This is a genomic window from uncultured Microscilla sp., from assembly GCF_947493425.1.
GTDB lineage: Bacteria > Bacteroidota > Bacteroidia > Cytophagales > Microscillaceae > Microscilla.
Genome location: NZ_CANLRP010000016.1, coordinates 55993 through 79845, shown reverse-complemented (window position 1 = coordinate 79845; position 23853 = coordinate 55993). Strand labels below are relative to the sequence as shown.

Annotated in this window: 16 protein-coding genes; 10 read left to right on the top strand and 6 right to left on the bottom strand. The window is 41.4% G+C overall.

Features of this window, described 5'->3' with window-relative positions; all coding sequences use genetic code 11:
* Positions 1-459 precede the first annotated feature (459 nt).
* The 3 genes from Q0954_RS06945 to Q0954_RS06935 all read right to left on the bottom strand — a co-directional run bounded on the left by Q0954_RS06945 (position 460) and on the right by Q0954_RS06935 (position 4080).
* Positions 460-2625 (bottom strand): molybdopterin cofactor-binding domain-containing protein, encoded by a 2166-nt coding sequence (locus tag Q0954_RS06945; RefSeq protein ID WP_299455361.1) that lies wholly within the window; start codon positions 2623-2625, stop codon positions 460-462.
* A 158-nt stretch (positions 2626-2783) separates the two neighbouring features.
* A complete protein-coding gene (locus Q0954_RS06940) occupies positions 2784-3245 on the bottom strand; it encodes a (2Fe-2S)-binding protein (RefSeq protein WP_299455359.1) in 462 nt (153 codons plus the stop codon).
* A gap of 241 nt (positions 3246-3486) precedes the next feature.
* A complete protein-coding gene (locus Q0954_RS06935) occupies positions 3487-4080 on the bottom strand; it encodes a hypothetical protein (protein WP_299455357.1) in 594 nt (197 codons plus the stop codon).
* A 513-nt stretch (positions 4081-4593) separates the two neighbouring features.
* On the opposite strand from Q0954_RS06935, the gene Q0954_RS06930 reads away from it, so the two are divergent.
* The 5 genes from Q0954_RS06930 (at position 4594) to Q0954_RS06910 (ending at position 13332) form a co-directional block, all read left to right on the top strand.
* Positions 4594-6645, top strand: a complete 2052-nt coding sequence (locus tag Q0954_RS06930; RefSeq protein WP_299455356.1) for a SpoIIE family protein phosphatase — start codon at positions 4594-4596, stop codon at positions 6643-6645.
* A 148-nt stretch (positions 6646-6793) separates the two neighbouring features.
* A complete protein-coding gene (locus tag Q0954_RS06925) occupies positions 6794-7792 on the top strand; it encodes a glycosyltransferase (RefSeq protein WP_299455354.1) in 999 nt (332 codons plus the stop codon).
* A 244-nt stretch (positions 7793-8036) separates the two neighbouring features.
* The gene (locus tag Q0954_RS06920) at positions 8037-8426 is read left to right on the top strand and encodes a hypothetical protein (protein WP_299455352.1); all 390 of its coding nucleotides are present in this window, start codon (positions 8037-8039) and stop codon (positions 8424-8426) included.
* A gap of 363 nt (positions 8427-8789) precedes the next feature.
* Complete coding sequence (locus tag Q0954_RS06915; protein WP_299455350.1) at positions 8790-9941, top strand: leucine-rich repeat domain-containing protein; 1152 nt, start codon at positions 8790-8792, stop codon at positions 9939-9941.
* 142 nt (positions 9942-10083) lie between these two features.
* Complete coding sequence (locus Q0954_RS06910) at positions 10084-13332, top strand: SpoIIE family protein phosphatase (RefSeq protein ID WP_299455349.1); 3249 nt, start codon at positions 10084-10086, stop codon at positions 13330-13332.
* Positions 13333-13371: 39 nt separating this feature from the next.
* Here the strand turns inward: Q0954_RS06910 and Q0954_RS06905 are convergent, their stop codons facing one another.
* Positions 13372-14253, bottom strand: coding sequence for a phosphatidylserine decarboxylase (locus Q0954_RS06905; protein WP_299455347.1), 882 nt, complete (start codon positions 14251-14253; stop codon positions 13372-13374).
* A gap of 405 nt (positions 14254-14658) precedes the next feature.
* Between Q0954_RS06905 and lpcA the strand changes: the two genes are divergently transcribed.
* A complete protein-coding gene (lpcA, locus tag Q0954_RS06900) occupies positions 14659-15237 on the top strand; it encodes a D-sedoheptulose 7-phosphate isomerase (protein ID WP_299455363.1) in 579 nt (192 codons plus the stop codon).
* Between the two features lie 111 nt (positions 15238-15348).
* Here the strand turns inward: lpcA and Q0954_RS06895 are convergent, their stop codons facing one another.
* Complete coding sequence (locus Q0954_RS06895; protein ID WP_299455345.1) at positions 15349-16818, bottom strand: PorP/SprF family type IX secretion system membrane protein; 1470 nt, start codon at positions 16816-16818, stop codon at positions 15349-15351.
* A gap of 565 nt (positions 16819-17383) precedes the next feature.
* Between Q0954_RS06895 and Q0954_RS06890 the strand changes: the two genes are divergently transcribed.
* From Q0954_RS06890 to Q0954_RS06880, 3 genes are all read left to right on the top strand, one after another.
* Positions 17384-18004 carry a TlpA disulfide reductase family protein gene (locus Q0954_RS06890; RefSeq protein WP_299455343.1) on the top strand — a complete coding sequence of 207 codons (621 nt, stop codon included), beginning with the start codon at positions 17384-17386 and terminating at the stop codon, positions 18002-18004.
* A 145-nt stretch (positions 18005-18149) separates the two neighbouring features.
* Positions 18150-20051 (top strand): SpoIIE family protein phosphatase, encoded by a 1902-nt coding sequence (locus tag Q0954_RS06885; RefSeq protein ID WP_299455341.1) that lies wholly within the window; start codon positions 18150-18152, stop codon positions 20049-20051.
* A gap of 97 nt (positions 20052-20148) precedes the next feature.
* Positions 20149-20817 (top strand): hypothetical protein, encoded by a 669-nt coding sequence (locus tag Q0954_RS06880; RefSeq protein ID WP_299455339.1) that lies wholly within the window; start codon positions 20149-20151, stop codon positions 20815-20817.
* Between the two features lie 47 nt (positions 20818-20864).
* On the opposite strand, the gene Q0954_RS06875 is transcribed toward Q0954_RS06880, so the two are convergent.
* Positions 20865-21404 carry a CIA30 family protein gene (locus tag Q0954_RS06875; protein ID WP_299455337.1) on the bottom strand — a complete coding sequence of 180 codons (540 nt, stop codon included), beginning with the start codon at positions 21402-21404 and terminating at the stop codon, positions 20865-20867.
* Between the two features lie 354 nt (positions 21405-21758).
* Between Q0954_RS06875 and Q0954_RS06870 the strand changes: the two genes are divergently transcribed.
* Positions 21759-23273 carry a hypothetical protein gene (locus Q0954_RS06870; protein ID WP_299455335.1) on the top strand — a complete coding sequence of 505 codons (1515 nt, stop codon included), beginning with the start codon at positions 21759-21761 and terminating at the stop codon, positions 23271-23273.
* The last annotated feature ends 580 nt before the right edge of the window (positions 23274-23853 follow it).

Sequence of the window (23853 nt, the reverse complement as noted above, 5' to 3'; positions counted from 1 at the left end):
CCAAATCTATACCTGCAACATTGGGATTAATCATTTCTAGCTGATTAGATAGCTTTTTGTTGTGATCATTCCACTTTTCCGATTTTTTTTTAGACCTAGACTTTTTCATCAAACACAGATATAATAACTTTGACAATAGTTGAAAACTGTAAAAGAAGGTTTGACAATGGGTAACATCTATAAATAATTTTCTTCCATACGGAGTAAAGTCATGCAAGGACTTTCTACCTTTTGTAGATTCATCTAACCCATTTGCACCAAGCTACCGAGCGAGATTTTAATCATCAATGTCCTAACGGTGTCTGACAAACCTTCTTTTTCAAATATCTATATTACTCGAAAAATCACAAGTAAACCATCATAAATAACCACATGTAGTGGGCTAAACGCTAGATCAGGTAGTTGCCTGAAGATCAGGCAATGCCTGTGGGGGCTACCGACTACCAACTCCGGACTAAATTATGCCAGTGTCAAAGGCAACGAACGCAAACGCTGATTGGTGAGTTGGTATACAGCATTGGCAATAGCCGCCCCTATAGGACCCAGCGGGGGTTCGCCTACTCCGGAAGGTTTACTGCTTCCTTCCAACAACACCACGTCTATTTCTTTGGGAGCGTCGCGCATCAATGCCATCTCGTATGCTCCATAAATGGTAGGACCTACTGCGCCATCTTTTATTTCCATTTTTTCAAACATGCTGGCGCTTATTCCCATAATAATGGCTCCTTCACATTGCGCCCGTACCCCATCGGGGTTTACTACTATGCCAGGGTCAATAGCACAGGTTACCTTGTGCACTTTTATGCGTCCGTTGTCTATGCTCACCTCTGCTACTTGCGCCACAGGCGTATTGGCATCGGTAGAAGCCGCAAAACCCAAAGCCCTGCCCTTGGGTACAGGTTTGCCCCAATTGGCTTTTTTGGCGGCAGCTTCTATTACTCCTTTCAAACGTTGCCCCCGTTCGTCGTTTTGAATTTGCGCCAAGCGAAATTGCACTGGGTCTTTGCCTGCCTTGAGAGCAAGCTCGTCTATAAAGCTCTCGATGGCAAAGGTATTGGCAAGCAAACCCAAGCTCCGCCACCAACTGGTAGCAAAAGGTAGCTTTACCCGCCACGATACGGCTCTAAAGTTAGGAATTGCCTCATATTGAATCATCCCCCCTCGCCAAGCGCCAAAATCTGCCCCAGCCAGTATTTCGGCATAACCTGGAGTAAGCGGAGAGCCAAAAGCCACATCGCCGCTTGATACGTTGTGTTCTATAGCGTGAATGAGTCCTTTTTTGTTGAGGGTAGCACGGAGCACGTGGTGGGTAGGCGGGCGAAAGGTATCATTTTGAAATTCTTCTTGCCGATCAAAAAATACGTGTACAGGCTTGCCTACTGCTTTGGAAAGTACCGCTGCCTGTACTGCGTTGGGGGTGTGTAGTCTACGCCCAAAACCACCTCCCAAAAATGTGGCTTGTACCTCTACTTGGTTGGTGTTGAGTTCGAGGCGTTTTGCCACTTCTTCGCGGGTCATGTTTACCACTTGCGTGGAAATTTTGATAGTGGCTTTGTTTTTTTCTACCAACGCCACCGCTCCGTTGGGTTCCAGGTGGGCGTGGGCACCAATGGGCGTGCTAAAAGAGGCTTCAATGACTCCATCTTCGCGCAAAGCTCTTTTTGCCGAACCTTTTTTCTGAATGACGAAGTCTGTGCCCTCTCCCACTTTTAGCATGTCCTCAATGTCTTTTTGCTGCCATACCCGGTTTACTTTCCATTGTACCTTGATGGCTTTTTTGGCATTGTGTGCCTGGACATAGGTTTTTGCCACCACTCCCACAAAATCTTTTTCAAGCACCACTTTTACCACGCCCGGCATTTTTTCTGCCTGGCTTGTATCTGCACTCTTAAAGGTAGCATCTATCTTGTCGGGACGCACTACTGCCCCATACAACATACCAGGCATGCTTACATCTAACCCAAATATAGGCTCCCCCATTACTTTGGGCTTCAGGTCTATTCTTGGAATGGCTTTGCCTATTACCTTATACTCTTTTTTATCTTTGAGCTTTACTTCTTTGGGCACTTCCCATTCAGTAGTTTTCTGTACAATTTGACCATAGGTAAGTTGTTGTCCTTTGCCCGTGACTACCCCATTTTTTATGGTAAGACTTTCGGCGGGTACATTCCAGATGTTGGCAGCGCTGTTGCGCAACATTTCGCGCATTTGAGCAGCAAGTTCACGCAATACGTCCCATAATCCCGCAATAGAAGTACTGCCTCCAGTGGCAAACTTATCAACGGGGCGGTCAAGGCTCACCGCATTTACTACTTGTACTTGGGCAATGCTTACCTCTAGCTCTTCAGCGGCAATTTGCGCCATCCCGGTAAACACCCCTTGCCCCATTTCTACCTTGGGCGAATGCAACACAATGGTATTATCAGCCTTTACCTCAAACCAAGTAATGGGTTTGTAGCTGTTTTCATACTCAAGATCTATTTCATTGATTTTTTTGGCTACTATGCGGCGCATAGGGGCAATGCCAGCCCAGGCACCCAATATTACAGCTGTACCTATAGAGGCTTTGATAAGAAAACGACGTCTTGGTTTTGATTTTATGTTTACTGAGTTGTTGTCTTTCATATAATCATATTTGCGAGTTAGCGGATAGTTTTTATAGTAGCTTTGATAGAGGCAAGCTTTAAGCGACAAGCCACAAGTCCTTAGATGCCGATGCATACCGACGCTTACCTATGAATGGCTTGCATAGGATGATGTATAACGGCTAATGAAATGATCATTCAACTTTGTTTAATCTTTGCTGCCCGATGAATGGCTTTGCGCATGCGGTAATAAGTACCACAGCGACATACATTGACAATATTTTCGTCAATATCGTCGTCCGACGGCTGTGGAATTTTGTCGAGCAAAGCGGCTGTAGCCATCATAAAACCCGGCTGGCAATAGCCGCACTGGGGCACAATTTCTTCTACCCAGGCTTGTTGTACAGGGTGTAACTCTTTGCCTTGAGAGAGTCCTTCTATAGTAGTAATTGACTTGCCTTGGGCAAATTTGACCGCATAAGAGCAAGAGCGTACTGCTCCCCCATCTACCTGCACTGTGCAAGCACCACAGGCGGCTTTGCCACAGCCAAACTTGGTACCCTTGAGCCCCAGGCCATCTCTTATCACCCACAAAAGTGGGGTGTTTTCGTCGGCTTCTACAGTTTGCGTTTTTCCGTTGATGGTAAATGAAATTTTCATATTTTTATAACTGTGTTTTTTTAAATTCAACGATTTATAAGGCTATTTTTATGGCGTAATCGGCGTATAAGAACTTGACAAAACAGGAATACTTCCACCTATCACCTTCATTAGTGTTTAAAAATCAACACTTTATAAATCAGTAAATTGCTGGTGGAGCAGCGTCAAACTTGAAGCTTATTGCTAAAAGCTTGACGCTGTAGAAGCTACCAACTCCAGACTAATTAACTCCGGACTAATACTATTTCTCAGGTATGTTGGCGCCGGCTTCTGCCCATTGTTTCACGGCTTTTATAAATGCTTGTCTCGATACAGGTGGAGTTTCTCTAGCCTTGCCGCTGGCATCTACCCCAGGGTTCCACGCCCAGGCTACCAGTTTGTCTTCGGTCAGGTGCTTTACAATATCTTTGAGGCTTCTATCCCCGTTTTTAGCCGGATCGAGCAATGCTTTGGCTATTGCCACTCTGCTCAAGCCTTGCCAACCCATCGACTTTGGCGCAAGCCCCCAATGAGGTGCTCCTGGTACACCAGAATACGGATTGTTTTCGGATTGATGACAGGTTTGGCAGCGCAGGCTTAAGGTGCCGTGGTTGTCTTTGCCTCGCTGTACCCCAAAGTTGTGCACATGACTGTCTTCACCTTGGCGGGGGCGATCATCTGAAGGGTGACAATTCATACAACGTTTGTGCATGAGTACGCTCATCATTTTATCAAATGCCTGATGGGGAGTGGCTAACCGGGGGAGGTGCTCAGAAGGCTGGATAATGGGCACAGCTGCGCTCATAATAAGTACTATCAATGACAGCCAAACAGTGTGGGTCAGATTTATTTTCATAAGCTTTATAGTTAAATGGGATCTTTGTGAAAAAAACTCACGCAAAACAACTATTTAATATGGAAAAGTTTGAACACAAAACACAGGTAATACAACACTTTTTATGGGTATAAGGAATAAATTTAAAAACCTGCCTTTAATTTTTTTTACTGGTACAAACTCAAATATATGCCGTATATACCTCACCCTTGGTGTACCAAAGCAAATGCTTTATTTTACCCCATAGCCTGGCAAATACCCCGTTGTTTTTTGTATTTTTCAATGTTGTTTTTGAATCATTTCAACAAAAACCAAATCACTCATAATCAAATACTTACGCAATAAATTACCCCTTGTTGTATATTTAATAATTAGGTAACACCTGCCAGGCAAATGCTATGAACAAAAACCCTAGTTTTGTGGTTGAATTCAACTTGGATTTTCCTTTAGGCTGCCCAATCGTCTCCTAATAGTTTAGACCCAGGTTTGAGTCTGAAAACATTTAAAACTGCCAAGGGATAATTGAAAAAAAGAATGAAGATTAGTATTTACCTCAAGGTGACTGTCTTTAGTATGATGCTGGTGTTTTTTACTGCTATAGCTTTCTATTTGATTACTAAAAAAAACACCGAAAACTCGCTAGAAATGCAGATCAAACGTAAGCTCAAAAACCAGTCTGATTATATCATCAACAGCATCGATTATTTTGTATTTGAACGTCACTCAGATATCCGCCATATAGCCAAAGATGCCATATTTCAACAACCAGGTATTCGCCAAAACCCTAGGAAAATTACCGATCATCTATTAAGTATAAAAAAAGAAAATCCTTTGTACGAAAGCTTTTCTTTTTTTGATGCACAACGAGTAAGAATAGCCGATACCAAAGGGTTGAAAATAGGCCAACAACATAGTTATACCAAGTATTGGACTCAGCTTACCAGGCAAGAGTCAGCTTTAGACGTTTCCTTGTCCGAGTCGTTGGGCAAGGCAGTGATGCACTTTGCCCAAACCATTCGCAATAAAAACGGGGAGAAAATAGGCATCGTGGTTTCGCGGGTACTCATCAAGCGTTTGTACGAGGTTTTTAGTCCTGCTATTCCTTTACACGAGTTTAACAAAGGGGTAAAAATAGACTTGATAGATACGCAGGGTAGGTTGTTGTATTCGAGCAGTCATCCAAAAAATATATTGGTAAAAAAACACCCCAATTTGACACTGCTTAGTCAATATTTGTGGGATAAGTCTCAACAACGTAAAAAACAAAGCGCTTTTGAAAAAGGTGGTCGGATATTTTTTTATAGCCGCGAACCAGGCTATCTCAACTACAAGGGCAGTGGCTGGATACTGGTGATGAGTATACCCAAAAATGTGGCCTATGCCCCCACTACCAAGCTTCGTAATGTTTTGTTGCTTAGTTTTATCCCTATCATTCTTGTGGCCATTGTCATTGCCTTGCTGTTTGCCCACTATTTTTCGCGCCCTATAGTATTGCTTGCTAAGTTGGCGCAAGAGTATGGCAAAGGTAACTTTTGGGCAAATATCAGTTTTAAATCCAACGACGAACGCAAATTTTTGCACCGTAGTCTTACCTGGATGGCAGGTCAACTCCGCTTTAAGATACAAGAACAGGATGACTTGAACAGAAAGCTAAACCTCAAGATACACGAGATAGAAGAACAAAACAAAGAAATAGAAGAGCAACGCAGCCAAATCACCGAAAGCATTTCTTACGCCGAACGTTTGCAGAATGTGCTGTTGCCTACCAAAGGTGAAATAAAAGAGCTACTGTCTCAACACTTTATCATTTTCAAACCCCGTGATATGGTATCGGGCGATTTTTATTGGGTTAGCCGGGTTCAATTGCCCAATGAAGACGAAAAAATGGTCATTGCGGCCATTGACTGCACCGGGCACGGAGTACCGGGGGCGTTCATGAGCGTAATTGCGTATAATATGTTGCACCAGATTGTAGACGTAGAAAAAAACACCAATCCAGTGGTTATTTTACACCATCTCAACAAACGGGTAAAGACACTTCTACACCAAGGCGAATCATCAAAAGTAAACGAAAATGAACGGGTAAGCGATGGCATGGACTTGTCGCTGTGTGTGGTAGACATGGCACAACGCCAACTAGAGTTTTGTGGCGCCAATCGCCCGTTATACGTCGTGCGCAACAAACAACTGGTAGAGTTTAAAGGCAACAAATGGTCGATTGGGGGTGGGGCTGATTATTTTAACAAAAGAACCCAACGCATGCACGACAGTGACCACCTGGAAACGGTAAATATTGATCTACAGGTAAACGACCGGGTTTACTTATTTTCTGATGGCATTACCGATCAGTTTGGAGAAAGATCACAGACCAAGTTTAGTTCCAGAAAGCTCAAAGATGCTATTGCCCAAACTTGCACACTACCTATGAACCTACAGTGTAGCCTGATAGCACAACGTTTGGAAGATTGGCAAGGCAGTGAGTTTCAGATTGATGATATTTTGCTGATGGGTTTTTGGTTTACTGCTGAAGATTTTCAAAAATACCATACTCCAAGCAAGTTGGCCTATGCACCCAATAGTTTTTAGGGAGTAGCAGGTTTTTATGAGGCAAATTAATTCTATACCTTTGCCTGCCTATAGATAGTAGCAAGCCTTGGGTACCAGTACAATTTAGTCATAAGCTCCCAGTGGATTTAAGCTACTCATAATAAAGTAATTACAAACCTACGCTCAGATGTTACTTTCTGTACTATTGCCTTTTTATAATGCAGAAAAAACCCTTGTCCAGGCTATAGAAAGCATACTTGCTCAAACGCTGCCCAACTTTAAACTGGTATTGGTAAACAATGCCTCTACCGATCAAAGCCGGGCTATTGCCCAAAGTTTTGTTACTAAAGATGACCGTGTTTTGCTCATAGACGAACCACAACCCGGCATAGCCTATGCACTCAATGCCGGGCTTGCCCACATTACCACCCCTTATATTGCCCGTATGGATGCAGATGACATTGCTTTGCCCCAAAGACTGGAAAAACAGCTGAGCTTTTTAGAACAGCACCCTGCCATACACTTGGTGAGTTGTTTGGTACAGCACCAAAGCACCGAACTACAAACCAAGGGCTACCAACGCTATGTAGATTGGATCAATACATTGATTACCCCAACTGACATTAGCCTTCACCGTTTTGTCGAATCACCACTGGCACACCCAAGTGTCATGTTTAGGGCAAGTGCTGTCAAACGATGGGGAAACTACAGGCAAGGTAATTTTCCTGAAGACTATGAGCTATGGTTGCGTTGGCTTGGGCAAGGGGCTCACATGGCAAAGGTGTCCGAAACCTTGCTTGTATGGAACGATACCCCTACTCGACTCTCACGCACTGATGCTCGCTATTCGCCACAAGAGTTTTACAAAACCAAAGCCTATTACCTTGCCCAATGGCTACAAAAACACAACATATACGCACCCAATATATGGGTATGGGGAGCAGGCAAATTATCGCGTAAGCGTGCCCGGTTGCTTGAACAATCGGGCACCAGTATTCAAGGGTATTTTGACCTGAGTAGCCACCATCGCCTAAATGTTCCCTGTCTGCATTTTCACGACATTCCCCCACCTGGTAAGTGTTTTATTGTGTCTTATGTGGGCAATTGGGGAGCACGTGACCAGATCAGAGCACATCTGCTAAAGTTGGGGTACTGCGAGGGTATCGACTTTTTGTTGGCAAGCTAACTTTGATCATTTTTAGCATCACTGATTGGTTTATAACTTTTAATTATGTTAAGTAAAACTTAAAAAATAAACCTATTGACAACAATTACAGTTATAGTAATTGTTGTGATGATGTTTTTTATATCCCTGGCAAAATATTCTTATCCAACCTAAAGAAAGCTAATCCCCAAAAACCATCATTTTCAACTCCAAAAACACGCTTTCACCAGACTTTAATAACCCCTATAATAAATACCATCTACTTATGAAGAAGAAGAATTATGTTGTAAGCAAAAACGCAGAAACCAATATTATATATATGAAGGTATTGGGTTTTATGAATTTTGAAGAAATGCAGGAAATGTGGGGCAATACAATGCCTTTGATGAGCAACGAACAGCAAAAAATACTGTATGATGCTACTCTAGGCAAGGCTTTGCCCGCAAAATCGCGCCAATGGGCAGTAGATGTGCTGGGCAAACAACTGTCTGAAAAAAAGGTAAAAATAGCGCGTGTCGTCTCAAAAGATATCTTTAACAACCTGATAGCTGAAAAAATCAAAGAAAAGATAAGCAAACACGCTCCTACAATCAAAGAAAATGTTCAAGTCTTTGAGAATGTGGCGCAAGCCGAAGAGTGGTTGATGTCTTCGTAACGTTTTGAAGTGAAAAACTTGTGCACACTGCAGGGCTTTCTTCAAAAGTTTAACGAAAGCCTACTCTACTATTTTTCACCTCGGTTTGTGCCTCCACAAATTGCCCCATCATAGGGCTTGGGGAACAGTGTTTTTCAAGGTTTCGATCAGCTCGTGGAGACACGAGCTGAGGCGATGACCGTGAAAAAAAGCTGGGTAAAGTAACGAAAGCCCTGCATTTATATACAAAACAACTCGCTCGCTCTCTAAAACACAAAAAAATAGCTCCTGCTATAGCATAACCTCCATTATTGTTGTAAAAGTAATATAATCGCTTATTTTTGTCTTTGGGTACATTTAATACCAGTTGTTTGAAACCAGAATATGAAAATTGAAGACTTGAATGAGTTTGAGGTAAAAATGCTCGAATTGCTCCAAACAGGGGAAAAATGGGCAGTAGAATTGTTTTTCCAGCAAATGGAAGGAGGACTCATCAGAAAAACTATGCTCAAGCCCTACCAAAAAATATGGCACTGGTACTATCCTACCCAAAAAAGTACAGTATTGGCCATAGCCCAAATGCACCAGGTCATGGGTTGGCAACGATTATTTGTCACCAACCGCCAACTTACTCAAGTACCACAAGAACTTGTCTGGCTCAAGTCGCTCAAACACCTACACCTGTCACGCAACTTACTTAAACACCTTCCTACTGACATTGTGCATTTAGACAACTTGAGAGGGCTCATTATTAACAACAACCAAATAAAGGAGTTGCCCGAAGAAATAGGGCAGATGAAAAATCTGGAAAAGCTTGATGTCCGGGGAAACCGTTTGCGTGAACTCCCCCAAAGCATTGGTCAACTACAACAACTCAAAGTGCTCGAACTCAAGGGCAATCAATTGCAAAGCCTACCCGAAGAAATAGGCAAGTTAAGCCAACTCGAAAGCATTACTCTACAAAGCAATGCTTTGCAAACTTTGCCATTGTCGCTTGCCAACCTACACGAGCTCAACCACCGCGAAAGCTTTAATCTGTCGCGCAATCGTTTTGTCAGTTTTCCAGAAGTACTCCTGCTTATGCCCGACTTGCAACACATAGATTTAAAAAACAATCAGCTTGCTGCCCTGCCCTCCAATATACATTTGCTCGAACAACTCCAAAACCTTGAGCTCAGAAACAACAAAATTACCCGTTTACCTGATGCTATAGGGCAATTATCTAAACTTTCATCGCTCGATTTGCGTAACAACTTGCTCACAGACTTACCTAACAGTTTAAAAACATTGGTATCGCTAAAAGCGCTTGATATTAGAGGTAATGCTTTTGATAAACTACCTGATGTTGTAGCTATGCTTCCCAATCTAAAAACGCTTTATGTTGATCTTCCTGTAGCAGAAGCGTCTATCAAACAGCTTACGCAACAAAAAAATCTGCAGTATTTGTATATCACAGGAGAGGCTGAAAAAACAGAAGCTGTATGCCAACAACTGCAGGTATATATGACAGGTTGTACATTTCAAAGAAGTGCCTGAGCAAATCTTCAAAAAAATTAATAGATATTTTACGGTTATTATCCTATCGGTAAATAACGCACTGTTTTTGTATAAGCACGGCAAATATTTTGCTTAGATTAATATCAGGCTAAATTATTTCATTAACTTTAAACCAATCATTGTGGCAAACATCCCCAAAGTAAATTATAATTATCTAATTTTCTTTTTATGCCTTCTATCTCCTTTTGCCTACGCTCAACAGCCATTTATCAAGAATTACCCACCTAAAAAATATCGGGGTGCCGGGCAAAACTGGAACATTATACAGGGCAAGTCAGGAATGATGTATGTAGCCAACAACGATGGTATGTTGCAATACGATGGTTTGCAGTGGAAGCTTATTACCCTACCCAACAAAGCTTTTGTTTATTCGCTTGCTTTAGCTCCCGACGGGCGAATATTTGTGGGTGCAGTAGAAGACCTGGGGTATTTTGCCCGCGACTCAAAAGGCAAATGGGTTTTTACTTCGCTCAAAGCTCAGCTCAAGAAACAGGTCAAAAATATAAAAACCATCCATCAAACCTATATTATTGAAGATCAAGTGGTTTTTTTGAGTAACACTCAAATGTTTATTTACAAAAACAATAAATTTACTGTAGTCAAAATCAGTCGGTTTCGCACCTATATACTCAAAAATAAGCTTTACATTAAACGTAAAGGCAAACTATGGGTATACCAACAAGGCAAGTTTCGGGTGTCTAACTTAATTGAGGGTTTCGACTTATCTCAATTAAGCCTCATTGCCCCATTTTCGAACAACAAATGGATGATTGTAGATGTAAAAAAGAAAATCTGGATTTACGATTCTAAAGCCTCCAAAGACAAAAAAATACAAGCGGCTCCTCAACAAGTGGCTTCCTTCCTTACAAAAGAATACCTGGCAGAAATTACCCGCCTGCCCAACCAACAAATGGCTTTAAGAAGTACCCAATACTTATTTATCTTAGACAAAAACGGTGAGCTTATACATAAGATAAAAGCAAGTACCAAAACGATTAACAACAAGATCAATGACGTGCATTACGACCACCAGGGTAATTTGTGGTTGGCAATGGATTATGGCATTACTACCGTTATGCTTAACTCCCCTTTGACCCACATCGACAATAAAGACGGGTTTAAAGGGGTCATCTATAGCCTGGGCAACCACGATAATTACACCTATATAGGTACCAACCACGGCGCCTACTATTATACCAAAGAAGAGGGAAAAATAAAGAAGGTGAAAAACCTATATGGCGATTGCTGGAATTTTTACAATTATGGCTCCCAAACCTTGCTTGCCAATAGTTGGGGGGTGTATCAGGTCGAAGACAGCGTAGCCAAAAGATTGATGCGTTATCGTTATGTACATTCGTTGACCAAACTCAAAGCTCCAGAAGATCATTTTGTAGTAGGGACTTACAATACGGGGATATGGTTGCTAAAAAAAGAAGATGGCCAATGGAAAACCCATAAGATCAAGGGCTTTGAAAAGGAAACCCGCTTTATCAAAGAAGACGATGCTGGACATTTATGGGTATCGCACTACAATGAAGGTGTCTATAAACTCAAGCTCAACCCTCCACGCGACTCGGTGATTGCCCAAACATTTTATGACGACAAAAACGGGTTGCCTTCTAACCGCAACACCCGTATGTACAGGCTCCAAAGTGGCAAAATAGTATTTACTACTACTCAAGGTTTTTATGAATACAGTGCCGCTAAAGACAAGTTTGTGCCAATAAAACGCCTCAACCAGGCACTAGGCGACAAGTATTGTGTGTATACTTTTCAGGAAGATGCTAAAGGCAATATGTATTGTTGGCTAGGACAAGGAGCACCCTACAACCGTGAAGTGGCGGGTGTACTTAAAAAACAAGCCAATGGAACTTTTAAGCTTACTACCAACTTGTTTAATAACATAGAAATAGCTACCAATGGGCTTAGAGTAGATGTAGATGCGCCGGTGCTGGTTACCCCTTCCGAAAAGGAAGTACTCATTGGAAACCTCAACAAGTTGCTCATTTACAATGTGGTAAAACCTACAAATATTGACCAAAGCTATCAGGTCATCATAAAAAATATTCAGGCAAAAGACTCCTCCATATTTAAATATGGCAGGCAACGCACCAAAATCGTATTGCCCTATAGTCTCAACAATATCAATGCACAATTTGCTGCAATTACCTACGAAAATATCGAAAAAACACGTTATAGCTATCGTTTAGAAGGTTTTCAAGATGAATGGTCGGCGTGGAACAAGCAACCCCAGGCCAATTTCACCAATTTGCCAGAAGGCAAGTATACTTTTGCTGTCAAAGCTCGCAATGTGTACGGCAAAGAAAGTAAAATCAATACTTTTTCGTTTGAAATACGCCCTCCCTGGCACCGTACCTGGTGGGCTTACACTTTGTATGTGGTGCTGAGCATTGCCCTGATTGGGCTGATTGCCTGGCTCAACTCAAGGCGCCTTATCAAGCAAAAAGTAGTGTTGGAACTGGTAGTGCAAGAAAGAACCGAGGAGATCATGGCACAAAACGAAGAGCTTATACAAAATCAGGATGAGATTTTGGCACAAAGAAACTACATAGAAGATCAAAATAAACATTTGCTGCAAAAAAACACAATGATTCAGCAAAGCATCAAGTCAGCCCTTACCATCCAACAAGCATTTTTACCCTTTGATTCCAGGGTGAAAACCTTTTTGTCTAATTATTTTATTGTATACCACCCTAAAGACATTGTTTCGGGAGATTTTTACTGGATAGAAAAAGTGGGTAATAAAAAGATAGTAATTGCAGCAGACTGTACCGGGCACGGAGTACCAGGGGCTTTTATGAGTTTGATTGGGTATAACCTTTTCAACAAAATTATTTTGCAACAAGACTGTTATGACCCGGTAGACATACTCAACCAACTACACGAACAGGTGGCAATAGCACTTAAGCAACCCAGCTCTAACAACATCAACGGGATGGATGTAATTATTATGGTAATGGAAGACGCCCCCAACGAAGCAACCCAACTCACTTTTGCCAGCGCACGTCGTCCTTTGTATTACCTTACTCCCGAACAAAAAGACGAAATGCACATAGTCAAAGGTACTCGAAAATCGATCGGAGGATTGCAAAATAAAACAATTTCGTTTGAAAAACACCAACTGATTCTTCCCAAAGACAGCCTCATCTATGTAGGGTCTGACGGTTTGGTAGATCAAAACAACCCTGAGCGCAAAAAATTTGGGGCAAGACGCCTCGAAAAGTTGCTACAAGACATTGCCTGGCTGCCACTGGACGAACAGAAAGAAATCATAGAAAAAGAGTTGAGTGAACACATGGAAACCGCAGCCCAGCGTGATGATATTTTATGGATGGGCATCAAGGTTTAGCAACCAGCGGCAATTGCCATGAAGCCGTGTAAAAACTACCTAAACACCAATTCTTTCACCCATCAATACCGATGTCTCTATTCCCTGACGGGTATTGGCCAGCAGGTCTTCATCCAATTGTACTTGATCACGGTCGATCAACATTAATAGTGAAGAACCACCAAAAGCAAAATACCCCATTTCGTCTCCTTTGTTTACCTGAGTATTGGGTTCATAAGTATTTATAATAGTACCCACCATTGTGGCTCCTACCGGGCTTATGAGCACATCGCCTCTGGTGGGGCTTGACAAAATAGTATACGTCCTTTTGTTTTCACAAAAAACCCTGGCAAAGTCAGGGGTAATGGCATAAGGCGATACTGAATAGTACCTGCCCGAAATTTTGTAGGAGGCATACGCAACGCCATCTAATGGAAAATGAAACCTGTGGTAATCGGTAGGTGCCAAACGCACCAGTATCAGCGATGCATTTTGGTATTTTGCTGCCAGTGCCTCATCTTTTAGAAATTTTTCGAGGGTAAACTGGTTGCCTTTGACAAAAAAACTACGCAACTCGCTTATGTTTTCAAAAACCAGCATTTTGCCATCTGCTGGTGACACCACTCCCTCTTCTATGGGTCTTACTTCAGGCTTTAGTTTACGATAAAAAAACTCATTGAACGAATTAAACTCACTGATAGGCAGCAAGGCTTCGCTCATGTCAATGTTGTATGTATCTACAAAGGGTTGGATATTCTTTTTTGAACGGGAGCTACTCATAAGTTTGCCATACAAAGTTGACAACAGTTTACGCTTGACCACCAAATGTAACGGAAGTTGCCCAAAAGGACTGTAGTATAAAAACTTTAATAAGCCCTCTCCGGGTGGGTTTTCGTGAACAATTTGTTGGGTTTTTCGATCTATATACTTTATTTCCTGCATTCTGATAGTCTTTTTTACTTTGATTGGGGTGTAAAAGTATAGTTTTTTTTGGTTAAGTACTGAGCCACAATTAAATATATCTGACAAGTGAGCATAATTAACCCACTATGAGTGGGCGAAGCCCATTTGTAGTTAATTGTATTGATACATGTTGGTAGCCAAGGCTTATTGTTACTTGATCTATAGCTTTTTTAAATTGGTCACAGGCTTTCTGTAGTGCACAGTGTGGCTACTGCAAACCTACTCCCTCCTGCTACTTAAACCCAAGTATAACCACGACTGCCTACCCTCCTATATTGCCCTTGTAAAGAAACCAATCACTAAATTTTTACCATTGCCCTAAAGTACTAATTTTGCCAACCACAGGGAATGCAACCAACTCCCTCACTTGAATTAGACTTTTTTATGGAACAATTTATATTAAAAGAGCTGACCGAAGCTCAATCGGTACTGGAGAAGTTTGTTAACCAGACCGAAAATATTCAGAAAATAGCTCAGGCAGCCCAAATAATGGCCAATGCCATGCGGCAAGGTGGTAAGGTCATGTCTTGTGGCAACGGTGGTTCACACTGCGATGCTATGCACTTTGCCGAAGAACTTTCGGGGCGTTATCGCGATAACCGCCAGGCATTGGCAGCACTTGCCATCTCCGATCCCAGCCACATTTCTTGTGTGTCTAATGACTACGGTTATGAATTTGTTTTTTCTCGTTTTGTAGAGGGCTTAGGCAAAGCAGAAGATGTACTGTTGGGCATTAGCACCAGTGGCAACTCAAACAATATAATAAAGGCTGTAGAGGCGGCTCAAGCCAAGGGAATGAAAACAGTCATACTGACAGGAAAAGACGGAGGTAAACTTGCGGGTATGGCAGATGTTGAAATTGTGGTGCCTCACTTTGGCTATGCCGACCGCATTCAGGAAATCCATATCAAAATTATCCATATTCTGATTGGCTTAATTGAACAACAATTGGTGGTACAATAACAGTGGGCAATCCCCAAGCACTCCAGACACTAAAGGGTAAAGGTGAACACTGTCGGAATGTTCACCTTTTTTAACGGCTTAAGTCTATTGTTTTACCCTTTGCCTGATTTCCTACTTTTTGTCTTTGATTACCTTAAACTGTACCCGGCGGTTTCTTACCCGGTTGTAGTAGTCATCGTTGGGGAAGGCAGGCTGTTTTGAGCCAAAACCAGTAGTAGTGAGTCTTTGGGCATTTATCCCGTTTTTGACCAGATAAGCCCTCACTTTTTGCGCTCTATCTTCCGACAATTGTTGGTTATTGGCTTCTGACTGGCTAATGTCACAAGTATGCCCTTGTATTTCGAGCTTAATCTCCGGGTATTTTTTCAATACATTGACCACTTGATTGAGGTATGCTTTTGCCGGATTGATCAGGTAATTCTTTTTGTATTCAAAATACACTGACTTTGCCAACAACTCCAGGTGCTTTTCAGCAGGAGCCTTTTTGTTAGTGGCTACCGATGGCACTGGCACTACCTTTTCTTCCTGGGGCACTACTTTAATTTTCTTTGGTCGTTTTTTTCGTTCAAAAGTGTTTTTCACATAAGGTTTGCCAATTTTCAGCCCTAACTTTACCTCAAAGGTATTGACCTGTGGGGCGCTTTTAGTAGCCGCAAAACCATAGCCAATGGCTACCATATAATGGGGCTGGTTAAACTCAAAGGATACATTGGCTATGCCGTGCGAGTTGTACCACATACCTAGTCCTACATTTGTTTGAGGTTTGTCTTCGGGGGAGCCCAACTGGTACCAAAGCAAAGTACCAGCGTTGATCTGTCGGCTTAGCCCTACTCGTTCTACCCACCGAACATTGGGCATCACTTTGATGGTTTGATTGTCAAATACGGTAAAGCCTCCTGTCACCACCAGGTTGATTGGCAACAGTTCTTTTTCGTTGGGGTTAAAAGATACATCAGGACGGTTTAGGTTTTGCCCCGACACTCCAAGGTAAGCCTTTATGTCAGAAGTAGAATCGGTATTGGTAAAGTACCAATATAAACCAGCACTCGCCGTAGGAAAACTCACAGGGGCTGTCCCTATTGCTTCGTTATTGGCTATTTCGCCCAAAAACTGTCCATCAACCCACTGATTCCCAGTAGTAAGTTGAGAGGTATTGAGGTTTTGCCAAAAATATCCCCCTTGCACCCCCATGCTTAAATAATGGGTTTTGCCTAGTTGCTGATTATACGCAAATCCTGCCTGTAGTCCAGTGGTTTGCAGGGTGCCTCCCCCACCTGCCCGGTCATTGATCACCGAAAAACCAGTACCGCCCAGTCTTCCTTTATTCTTAGATTTTATGGGGTACAACAACGAAATCATAGGTGTCTCGAAGGCTGTATTGGAGCCTAACAAACCACTTCCCAGGCTTACCTGACGGTAACTCATCAAGGCAAGGGGTTGGTTATAAGTGCCTATCATTGCCGGATTGGTTTGCATAGGCGAAAGGTGATATTGCGAATAAGTGGCAGTTTGGGCGATGAGTTGGTTATGAACAATTAGCGTAAAGATAAATAGACTTAATAGCAGACATTTGTAATTCATTGCATTCAATATTTTGTATTATTTTTATAATAAACTTATATATACCAATATAAAATATCACTTCGTGCACACACATCAAATGATAATTCTCAATATTTCAAGCAGTTAGCTATGGTCTAAACGGTAATTTCAGAGAATGGTTACAAGTTCAAAATAGCAGTATTTATAGGTAGCAACTTATGTATTATAAATCCGTATAAGTGCTTTGCGTCTTTTGCAAAGGTGGTCGCTTATCACAACCAATACCTGTAGCAATAGTCCATAGTATTTAGTCGATAGTCCATAGTTGATTCGAGTAAACACTCACCTTGTTAAATACTGTAAACCAGTATTTTATATTAAGATTGCTTACTCACTTTATTTTTAAAAGTGTTTCGGTTTTACGCCTAAACACCCAATTAAATAGTTTTTAAATTCATCAATAACTGATCACCAGCAACCAACTTTGACGAAAATCACTGCGGAGTATTGCTGTAGCATAACAGGCAGATAAAAGGTAGCTACTGTAATGAATTATTTCGCCATTGCCTTTGTTTTGTGGTAGTAATTAGATCGAAGATCAAGAATGACGGATCAAGAAAAACAATCAAAGAAGAAAAGAAAGAAATCGCTTAAGCGAGCGCTTATCGAATGGGCAGTGCTTTTAGTAATCATAGGGATTTTGTGGGTCACTGGTTGGTATAAAGACCTTGCGGCAGGTATGCAGCAACTGGTACTAAAAACAGGCTTTGTGCAGGCAAGCGCTCACAAAAAAGAAGCACAAACGACTGCTCCCTATAATTTTAAATTGCGGTCGTTGGACGGCAAACCTTTCAACTTTGCCGACCTGAGGGGTAAAACAGTTTTTTTGAATATATGGGCTTCGTGGTGCCCTCCTTGCATTGCCGAAATGCCCGATATTTATCAATTGTACCAAGAAGTACATTCTAAACATATCAAATTTGTGATGCTGTCGCTGGATGACGACCCTGAAAAAGCTGCCCGATTTATTCGACGTAAAGGGTACGATTTTCCGGTGTATACTCAAGCAACCCCATTGCCCCATGCTTATAGTTCGAAAACCATTCCTACCACTTTTGTGATTTCACCGCAAGGCAAAATCGTAGTAAAACATACTGGGATGGCAGCCTACAACACCAATAAGTTTAAAAAATTATTGATGGATATTACTCAGACAAAAAACTAAAAGCTTCGAACAACAAATATCGCCCAAAGGAGTTTAAAACTGCATAGTGTAACAAGGGCTGGGTATAGTTTTTGTCTTTTTTGGCAAAATAAACTTCAGTTCATAACAATCGTTTGGGCAATCTTTCGAATTTAAAGTTGTAGATGTGATAAATAAATTATTGGGTGCGTTGTTTGCCATTGTGCTATTTTTTTTTCCAGCAATGGTTGGGGCACAAAGCCATAAAATTAACAGCCTAAAAATACTGGTAGACGCAAGCAAAAAAGACAATAACCAAGTAGATGTATTGAACAAACTGGGGGGATTGCTCCAGAAGAGCAGCCCAAGTGCAGCCGAGAGTTATACCAAACGTGCCCTGGGGCTGGCAATGGACATTTCTTATACTACTGGCATGGCCATGGCTTATACCAACCTGGGCGATTTATCGGCGTCTTTTCACGATGACTACTTGGCGGCCGCCAAATACTACGAAAAAGCGTATGACATTTACCGTGAACTATACCGTAACAATGCCATAGACAAATGGCAGGTATACCGCTTTTTGACCGAAAATGCCATTCCTACCTATAATACACTGCGCGAAAAAAAGAAGGGCCGTTACCGAAAAGCACGCAAATATTATCAAAAGCTATATGTAGAGTTTACCGATTATCTTACTTTTCTTGCCACTTCTACCAAAGACAAATTAAGCTCTAAAGAGTATGAACTTAAAGACAAGGATGTAGAGCTGAAAGCCAAGGAACGGGAATTGCTTGCCAAACAAGCCAAACTAAAGGCTATAGATAAACGCCTGAAAAGTGCAGGAATAAAACTACAACAACGTGAAATAGCTCAAAAACTATTGGAACTTGCCAAAGACAGCCTTTCTGACAGTTTGTTTATTGCAGAATCGATACGCCTAAAGCTTGCCGATAGTCTGGTAATCAAGGAGTTGGAAATTAAAAACAACCAATTAAAGTTAAAAGATGGCGCCTTGCAACTACTCAAACAACGCCAAAAACTAGATAGACTAGAACTGGACAAGGCTCAACAACGCACCTTGATTTCGTCGATTACGGTGGGGCTCGTATTGCTGCTGGTGCTGGCATTTGTGCTGTATAGAAACAACCGAGTACAAAAACGCACCAACGCGTTGCTTACTGTACAACGCAATCAGCTAAAAGAACGAAACTTTGAAATTGAGCAGCAAAACGAAGAAATAAGAAATAAAAATGAGCAAATAGGCAGCAAAAACAAAAAAATTACCGAAAGCATCAACTACGCCCAACGCATTCAGCAAGCCATTTTGCCCGACCAAACTTTGATTAAAACTGTGCTTCCTCAGTCGTTTATTTATTATCGTCCCTATCAAATTGTCAGTGGTGATTTTTATTGGTTTGGGGTAGTTGACAAGAAAGTGGTGTATGCTGCTATAGATTGTACCGGGCACGGTGTACCAGGGGCTTTTATGAGCATGGTGGGTAGTGCGTTGCTCAACGAAATAGTCAATCAAAAACAGGTCACTGAACCCGACCTCATTCTCAAAAACTTGCACATAGGCATTCGTGATTCGTTGCGCCAAAAAGACACCCTCAATCAAGACGGTATGGATATGGCAATGATAGTAATAGATACAGCTACCCAACAATTGCATTTTGCGGGAGCCAAAAACCCTTTGGTGTATATTCAGCAAGGCGAGCTGCACACCATCAAGGGAGACCGTTACCCAATTGGTGATGTGGTGATCAACAAAGACGAACGCACTTTTACCAAGCATACCATTGCCCTTGACCATACTACGGTATGTTATATGTTTTCAGACGGTTACCAAGACCAGTTTGGAGGACCTGAAAAAAGAAAATTTATGGGCAAACGTTTGCGTCAAATGTTGCTGGATCACCACCAATTAGATTTTGAAAAGCAAAAAGCAGTATATGAGCAAACTCTGCTGGACTGGATTGGAAAAGGTACACAAATAGATGATGTTTTATTGATTGGCTTTAAGTTTGACCAACATGTACCTGAGCAGGTATTAAAGCTGAAGCAAGCAAATTCAATTATAGAATAATAGTAGTTTGCTCATTTTTTGCGTTTTCCTAAGTATAAACCCTTCAGTTTGGCAGATGTGCACTTATTTGCAATGAAAAGCTTTAAGTATAAATACGATGAAAAAACTAAGTGTACTGTTACTCTTTATTACCATTGTTTTTTTGCCCACACTCCAGGCGCAAACCAGCATAGAAGTAATGCATGAAGCGGGGGTAAGTAATTTGTTTTTGAGGTATGAATATGGAGTCAATACACAAAACACAAACCTGGCAGAGGTAAAAGATGCCCAATATTTTCCGGGCATATCTTACTCACCTCGTTTCAACTTTTTTGAAGAAGATGGCGAAGGAAGCAGTAGTTTTTCTATCAACCTCAACAACGATTTTTTATTTGGCAATTTATTGTCTAGCAGTTTTGAAAAAAAATCCTGGGCATTTATGTCTACCCTGTCGTTTAACCTCAATCTGGGGGCAGGTGCTACCAAAAACTCGTTTGAACAATTTGGTGGTTTTGTAGGCATAGGCTATAGTTACTCTAACATACACCTTGTGAACAACGGTATGCTGAACCGCATTACCGAAAGTGTAATTGCCGACCCTACCATTACGCCCGATTATAGCAAAGCTACTGTGCCTTTGCAAGGCATTTATTTACACCTGGGGGGTAGAATGAAGGTAGGCAGTGGTGTGGTAACTCTGGAAGGCTACTCTACACTTACCCCAGAACTCAACGGAGTGTATACCATAGGTATCAGGGCTTTGTACGGTTTTGGCATTGGCCTATGACACAAACAAGGCTGTTTATATTTGCTTGACCCACTTCGTAGCATTGGCTACTTCAATACTATACGATCAATTAACAGTCTGAATTTTTCTGCTTTTTTATTGGCAATCAAAAAAGCTAAAGTTTCAAATGCCTTTGAAGAAAAGTGGGGCATATCTAACATTCTCCCTCTAAACGAAGGTGCCAGATCTTTTAATAAAATGTTCACCTCTTGCCACTCGCCCGAAGTAGTAAAGGTAGTAATGTAAGAATAGTAGTCGTTGGCATTGGACTTCAGCCGAAACTGATACTTTTTTCCGTCTCCCTTTAGCTTGATTACTACCTTGGTGTAGTCTGCTACTGCTACCTTGCCCGACTGATACCTTACCGATGAAAAACCTCCGTTATTTTCTAACGATACTGTTCCTTCAAACACCCCAAAACCCTCTGGGCTAAGTTTAAAAGTTCCCGAAGAATTGCCCCCCATTACTACATCATCTACAATGCGCCAAGCCTGGATATCGACATTTTTGTCAAAGTTGAAAATTATTTTTGAAGGGATTGTTGAAGTGAAAGTCATCATGATTGCTATGATTATGTATTTCATCATTGAATTCAATGGTTGCCAATGCATCGGTTTTTTTGATTAACCGTTTGAACAGCCAATTGGTTTATTACTACAAGTATGGCAAGCTGTAACGCCACCCCTAACTCAATAGGCTCAAAACAAAATAATTTATGACTATCTGGCTATTCATCTCTTTTAGTGCTGATACTTACCTTGTCTACTCAAGAGGCATTTCACCCTAAAAAATCGTAATAGTACAACTTGGACATTTAATAGTGAAAAACCCCGAATTTTATCGAAAAAATAATCATATAAAAATAAGAAGTGGGTAAAATTCTCAAAAATGCTTGTATAGGTTTGGGCACACATTAACAACAAGTATTAATTAACTACAGAATGAAAACAAAAAACCGTTTGTTCCTTGCCATTGTTACAGTAGCAATATTGGGAACGATGTGGGCTTGTAAAAAACAAGAACAACCTACTCCTCCGAGTATGCTCAGTGAAAAAGACAAGTCAAGTATGACACAATTAGGCAAACAATTAGACAACCCTTACTCGGTAGAAAACATGCGCAAAGCCTGGAGCAACTTAAAAGTAAACAGTCCGGCTATAGCCGCCTTAAAAATTGCTCCTACCCACCTTTACGTTCGTTTTAAACCTGCCAACGACGAAGAACTTACTACGTTGAAAAACGACGAATTATTGGATTTGTACGATTACCCACTCGACCGGGAAGTGACAAAACAGGGAAGCTTTTACCACGACCCTAGCATACCTGTAGGACAACCTACTTACCAGTACTGCGCCGTAAAGGTTGATCAGGAGTTGCCAGCTGGTATTAAATACAAAGTGTTGGCTCAGCTTTTTATTCCTGATGCAACAAACGATGACCAGGGCAAAAACCAACGTGTGGCTGACACCGAGGTAGCAGATGCTTTGGTAAACGAGGCATTGCGCATCACCAACAACCTGAACACTACTACCATTGGCAGAACTACAGCCAAGAGCTGGCGCCCTGCCGGAAGAATTCGCGTGTGGGACGACAACCTAAACACTTTTGTAGCACTACAGGGAGTAGAAGTAAAAGCCAGAAGATGGTTTACTACGCACAAAGGTATTACTAACAGCCAGGGTAATTACTCTTGCGATGGCACTTTTAAGAGAGATGCCAACTACCTGATCAAATGGGAGCGTTACCAGTTTACTATTCGCCAGGGAGCACTCAACGACGCCCAGTACAATGGTCCAAAACGCAAAGGTAACTGGAACCTCGACATCAGAAATGGTGGGCAAGAGTTTTATGCTACTATTTTTAGAGCCGCATACCACTATTACTACCGCGACATTCAGGGTTTGAGACGTCCTCCTCAAAACGGCACACTGAATACTAAAATGAGAATTCGTGCCTATAATGAGAGCAACAGCGACATTAACGGTTCGCACTCTGAAGAAAGAAGATTTTTAGGATTGGGTAACCAAATAAAGATGTATAACCCACAGCGCAACAGTCGTGACATTTACGGTACTACTATTCATGAGTTGGCACATGCTTCGCACTGGGACCTGAAAAGGAATGATTTTGATGACTCAGAAAGTAAAGTAAAAGAGTCTTGGGCAAGGGGTGTACAGTGGATATTGACTCGTGTAGAGTATCCTGGTTACCGAGGCGGTGCTACTATCAGACCTCGCTACACTCAGGTTGTAGTAGATTTGATTGACGGAAACAGTGATGTAAATAATGGTTCTGAAAACACTAGCCAAGACAATGTATCGGGTTATACGCCTAGTCAGATTGAGGATGCCTTAAGAGGGCAAAAAACCTGGAATGGATGGCGTAATAACATCATCAACCGTTATAACAATTCTACAGAGGGCAATGTAAACACATTGTTTGCTTTTTGGAACTAACAACCAAAGGCTAATTTTTATTGGTTAGTAAAACTACTAAAATAACCTGAGCCATTTGACTAATCTTATAGCCCCAGACTTCTTGAAAAAATATGTCCATAGCTTTGGCTATGCAAATATTTTTTCAATCGCCTGAAACTAAAATATTGCACCAAATTTGGCTCATTTTATTTTTTCCGTTTTACTTAAGTGAGGTTGGTCAGCAATGATCAACCTTTTTTATGCATTATAAATTCAACAGGAAAACAATTGGATAAAGGTAATGACAAAGTGACCTGCCCTACAGGTAAATAATAAGTTGTGTGGCCTGATTGGTTTGTATTACACATTCATTTTACACTGTTTTAAACACACAACTTTTAATCGTTATGAATTAATTATACAAAGACATGACTCAGTATAAAAACACACCTTTTATTTGTAATTCAAAATTTAATTTTACTATACCTTAAATTACACAAATAACCTCATTAAAACCAATAAACTAATGTGGTTTATTTCAATCATCAAACATTTTATTTGCCTTAAGTTTTACTTTATCGAAGGCTATAGGGGCAAGCCCCTTGCTCAGTGCCTGCTT

What these genes read in the sequence shown, in the direction of transcription:
- Q0954_RS06945 (WP_299455361.1), bottom strand. Translation starts at nt 2,625, where the DNA reads ATGAAAGACAACAACTCAGTAAACATAAAATCAAAACCAAGACGTCGT.
- Q0954_RS06940 (WP_299455359.1), bottom strand. Translation starts at nt 3,245, where the DNA reads ATGAAAATTTCATTTACCATCAACGGAAAAACGCAAACTGTAGAAGCC.
- Q0954_RS06935 (WP_299455357.1), bottom strand. Translation starts at nt 4,080, where the DNA reads ATGAAAATAAATCTGACCCACACTGTTTGGCTGTCATTGATAGTACTT.
- Q0954_RS06930 (WP_299455356.1), top strand. Translation starts at nt 4,594, where the DNA reads ATGAAGATTAGTATTTACCTCAAGGTGACTGTCTTTAGTATGATGCTG.
- Q0954_RS06925 (WP_299455354.1), top strand. Translation starts at nt 6,794, where the DNA reads ATGTTACTTTCTGTACTATTGCCTTTTTATAATGCAGAAAAAACCCTT.
- Q0954_RS06920 (WP_299455352.1), top strand. Translation starts at nt 8,037, where the DNA reads ATGAAGAAGAAGAATTATGTTGTAAGCAAAAACGCAGAAACCAATATT.
- Q0954_RS06915 (WP_299455350.1), top strand. Translation starts at nt 8,790, where the DNA reads ATGAAAATTGAAGACTTGAATGAGTTTGAGGTAAAAATGCTCGAATTG.
- Q0954_RS06905 (WP_299455347.1), bottom strand. Translation starts at nt 14,253, where the DNA reads ATGCAGGAAATAAAGTATATAGATCGAAAAACCCAACAAATTGTTCAC.
- lpcA (WP_299455363.1), top strand. Translation starts at nt 14,659, where the DNA reads ATGGAACAATTTATATTAAAAGAGCTGACCGAAGCTCAATCGGTACTG.
- Q0954_RS06895 (WP_299455345.1), bottom strand. Translation starts at nt 16,818, where the DNA reads ATGAATTACAAATGTCTGCTATTAAGTCTATTTATCTTTACGCTAATT.
- Q0954_RS06890 (WP_299455343.1), top strand. Translation starts at nt 17,384, where the DNA reads ATGACGGATCAAGAAAAACAATCAAAGAAGAAAAGAAAGAAATCGCTT.
- Q0954_RS06880 (WP_299455339.1), top strand. Translation starts at nt 20,149, where the DNA reads ATGAAAAAACTAAGTGTACTGTTACTCTTTATTACCATTGTTTTTTTG.
- Q0954_RS06875 (WP_299455337.1), bottom strand. Translation starts at nt 21,404, where the DNA reads ATGATGAAATACATAATCATAGCAATCATGATGACTTTCACTTCAACA.
- Q0954_RS06870 (WP_299455335.1), top strand. Translation starts at nt 21,759, where the DNA reads ATGAAAACAAAAAACCGTTTGTTCCTTGCCATTGTTACAGTAGCAATA.